At 71.5% G+C, this 3065-nt stretch carries 3 protein-coding genes; all 3 read right to left on the bottom strand.

The window, feature by feature from the left end; translation table 11 throughout:
- Positions 1–44 precede the first annotated feature (44 nt).
- The 3 genes from CCN44_RS39950 to CCN44_RS39940 all read right to left on the bottom strand — a co-directional run bounded on the left by CCN44_RS39950 (position 45) and on the right by CCN44_RS39940 (position 2870).
- A complete protein-coding gene (locus CCN44_RS39950; RefSeq protein ID WP_059251187.1) occupies positions 45–752 on the bottom strand; it encodes a phosphatase PAP2 family protein in 708 nt (235 codons plus the stop codon).
- 239 nt (positions 753–991) lie between these two features.
- Positions 992–1993: a C40 family peptidase gene (locus CCN44_RS39945; protein ID WP_059251184.1), complete on the bottom strand. Its 1002-nt coding sequence runs from the start codon at positions 1991–1993 to the stop codon at positions 992–994.
- Positions 1994–2084: 91 nt separating this feature from the next.
- Positions 2085–2870, bottom strand: coding sequence for a trypsin-like peptidase domain-containing protein (locus CCN44_RS39940; RefSeq protein ID WP_086704028.1), 786 nt, complete (start codon positions 2868–2870; stop codon positions 2085–2087).
- Positions 2871–3065: the final 195 nt, after the last annotated feature.

Here is a 3065-nt window from a genome sequence, read left to right as displayed (position 1 = left end):
CGCACCGCGGTGCGCGTGGGCGGGCGGGAACCGCCGGGCGGGCCCTAGGCCGCCAGGTCCCGCTCCTCGGACTCCACGGACGAGCGCGCGCCGGGCAGCAGGGCGTTGTCCCCGCCGGTGCCCTCCGCCGGCCGGCGCCGCACGAGCCGGCCGAGCCGCGGCGAACGCTCCACGGCCCGCACCAGCGGCGTGAGCAGGGCCATGGCGAGCGGGGACAGCAGCAGCACGACCGCCGTACCGAGGGCGAAGCCGCCGACCACGTCCGTCGGGTAGTGCACGCCCATGTAGACCCGGCAGAAGCCCTCCAGCAGGGCCAGGCCGATGCCGGCGAGGCCGAAGCGGCGGTTGGCGACGAAGAGGCCCACCCCGAGCGCCATCGTGATCGTCGCGTGGTCGCTGACGAAGGAGAAGTCGGTCTTGCCGGCGACGAGGACGTCCAGGCCCTCGTGGTCCACGAAGGGGCGGGGGCGCTCCACGAAGCCGCGTATCGGCACGTTCACGAGGACGGCGAGACCGGCCGCGAGCGGCGCCCACACCAGTGCGGCCACCGAGGACGCCGCGTCCTCGCCGCCCCGGCGCCGCACGGACCACCAGCACCACAGGATCAGCAGCACCATGGCGAGCAGCAGGCCGTACTCACCGACGAACTCCATGACCCGGTCGAACCAGTGCGGTGCGTCCTTGGCCAGGCCGTTGATGTCGTAGAGCAGCTCGACGTCGGGGTTGGATCCGGATTCGGCGAGTACAGCCATGGTGCTGCGGCCCCTTCGTCGTCTTCCCGGACGCACCTCGTGTGCGTCGCTCCTGCCCCCCGTGGTTCGTAGATCCGCTTCCGCTGTACTGCCGTACTGCCCGCACTGACGTCCGCTCGGCTACGTCAACAGGAACGCACGGCCACCATCAATACGTTCCACTCTCCACTGAATGATCACGCAGACGTTATCGAAGAGAGACTCATCACCGCAGCTCAGGGGGCGGGTTCACGCTCGGTTCAGACCCTCGTGGGGAGCGCTTTTGCGCCATCTTCGGTGACCCGGGTCGCGCCGAAGTAGTCGGGGGTGTCGATCGGGTCGAACCGGATCACGGCGCCCGTGCGCGGCGCGTCGATCATGTACCCGCCGCCGACGTAGATCCCGACGTGCCGGATCGCCCGCGAGTCGGTGAGATCGTCGGAGAAGAACACCAGGTCGCCCGGCAGCAGCTGGTCCCGCGAGGGGTGCGGACCGGCGTTGTACTGGTCGTTGGCCACCCGCGGCAGGTCGATCCCGACCTTCTCGTACGCGGCCTTGGTCAGCCCCGAGCAGTCGAACCGCCCGCCCTGCTCGGCGGTGCCGTTGCCACCCCACAGGTACGGCGTGCCCAGCCGGCTCTGCGCGAAGGCGATCGCACCGGCGGCCTGCCGGGAGGGGTCGATCCGGCTGACCGGAGCGGCGAAGCTCTTCTCCAGACTGCGGATCCGCTTGACGTAATTCTGCGTCTCGCTGATGGCCGGAATCCCGCCTGCCCGGATGACGCGGTAGGCACCGGCGTTGTAGGCGGCGAGCATGTTGTCGGAGACGTTCCCCGGCACGTCCTTCACGTACTTCGCCAGTTCGCAGTCGTACGAAGCGGCCGAAGGGATCGCGTCGTCCGGATCCCAGATGTCCCGCTTCCCGTCACCATTGCCGTCGATCCCGTGCGTGGCCCACGTACTGGGGATGAACTGCGCGATGCCCCGCGCGTCGGCCGGACTGACGACGGTCGGGTTCCACCCGCTCTCCTGGTAGAGCTGCGCGGCGAGCAACGCCGGACTCAACGCCGGACACAGGTTGCCCCACTTCTGCACCAGCGACTTGTACGCAGCCGGCACGGCCCCCTTCGCCAGCCCCCGGCTCCCCGAGGCCACTCCGTTGACCAGATTCCCGGCCACCAGGTACACGCCGACGACGAGCAGCATGACGAAGCCCATGCCGAGCGCGACGGCCGCCCCACCGATCACCCATACCTTCCGCACGGTTCAACTTTCCCCCATGCGGGCGCGGTTCAGGGCCATTTGCGCGCGAACTGGCGCCATTTCACAGGTGGACCGCCGGAGTGACGCCCCCTCACCCCTCTCGGGTCTCGCCCGTCGCCTCCCGGTACAGCTCTGCCGCCTCCTCGCCCAGGACCACGCTGTAGGAGGTGTCGGGGGTGGTGCCGCCCTGGTCGTGGCCGCCGAGGACGCCGACGACCTGGTGGTCTCCGTTGACCCAGGGGCTGCCGCTGGTGCCGCCGGTGAAGTCCGGGCAGTCGATGCGCTGTTGGGTGCGGCTGTGCGGGGCCGGCCGGTTGGTGCAGGTGATGGGGGTGTCGTGGGAGTCGGGGTAGCCGGTGACGGTGACCGCGGTGGCGCCGGTCTCCGTCCCGGGCGTGAAGCGGTTGGCCCCGACCACGTCCTCCAGCCGCTCGCCGTCCCGTTCGGCGACGGCGGCGAAGGCGAGATCGCTGTCCTCGTCCCCGTCCCGCCCCTCGGCCCACCCGTCCGGCAGGTACCGCCGCGTCACCTTCCACACGCCGTACGGCGTCTTCCCGTTCCGGTAGCCCGGCACGAACACCAGGCCGTCGTCGGCGCCGGTCACGCAGTGCGCCGCGGTGACGATCAGATCGCCGCGCTCGCTGTGCACCACCGAGGCGGTGCAGAAGTGGCCGCCGGCCGGCCGGTCCGCCCGGTCCGCGCCGAACAGCGCGCCCACCCGCGCGCTCTGCCGGGTCGCGGCGGCGTCGACGGTGACCCCGAGGGGCCCCCGGCCGTCGTCGGCGGCGGCCACGGAGGCCGAGGTCAGCGCGAGCAGCACCACGGCGCCGAGCGACGCGGGCCGTGAGGTGGCCGAGATGCGTGGGATGCGCTTCATCAGGGCTCACTGTTACCCGCGAAGGTGAGAAATCCGCTGAGGCTTCCCTGAGATTCTCCTGTGAACCCGCGCGGCAGCGGATCAGCGCGGTACGGATGCGCGCCCGCTCGTCCGCCCCCTCGCCGCGGCTCCACGAGCCGCGGCGCACGGCCCTGCCGCCCGGGGCCCCGCCCGACGGCCCGCCCGTCGACAGGC

Origin of the sequence: Streptomyces tricolor (assembly GCF_002155905.1) — a bacterium.
Taxonomy (GTDB): domain Bacteria; phylum Actinomycetota; class Actinomycetes; order Streptomycetales; family Streptomycetaceae; genus Streptomyces; species Streptomyces tricolor.
This window is presented reverse-complemented; position numbering and strand designations above follow the sequence as displayed.

What these genes read in the sequence shown, in the direction of transcription:
- CCN44_RS39940 (WP_086704028.1), bottom strand. Translation starts at nt 2,870, where the DNA reads ATGAAGCGCATCCCACGCATCTCGGCCACCTCACGGCCCGCGTCGCTC.
- CCN44_RS39950 (WP_059251187.1), bottom strand. Translation starts at nt 752, where the DNA reads ATGGCTGTACTCGCCGAATCCGGATCCAACCCCGACGTCGAGCTGCTC.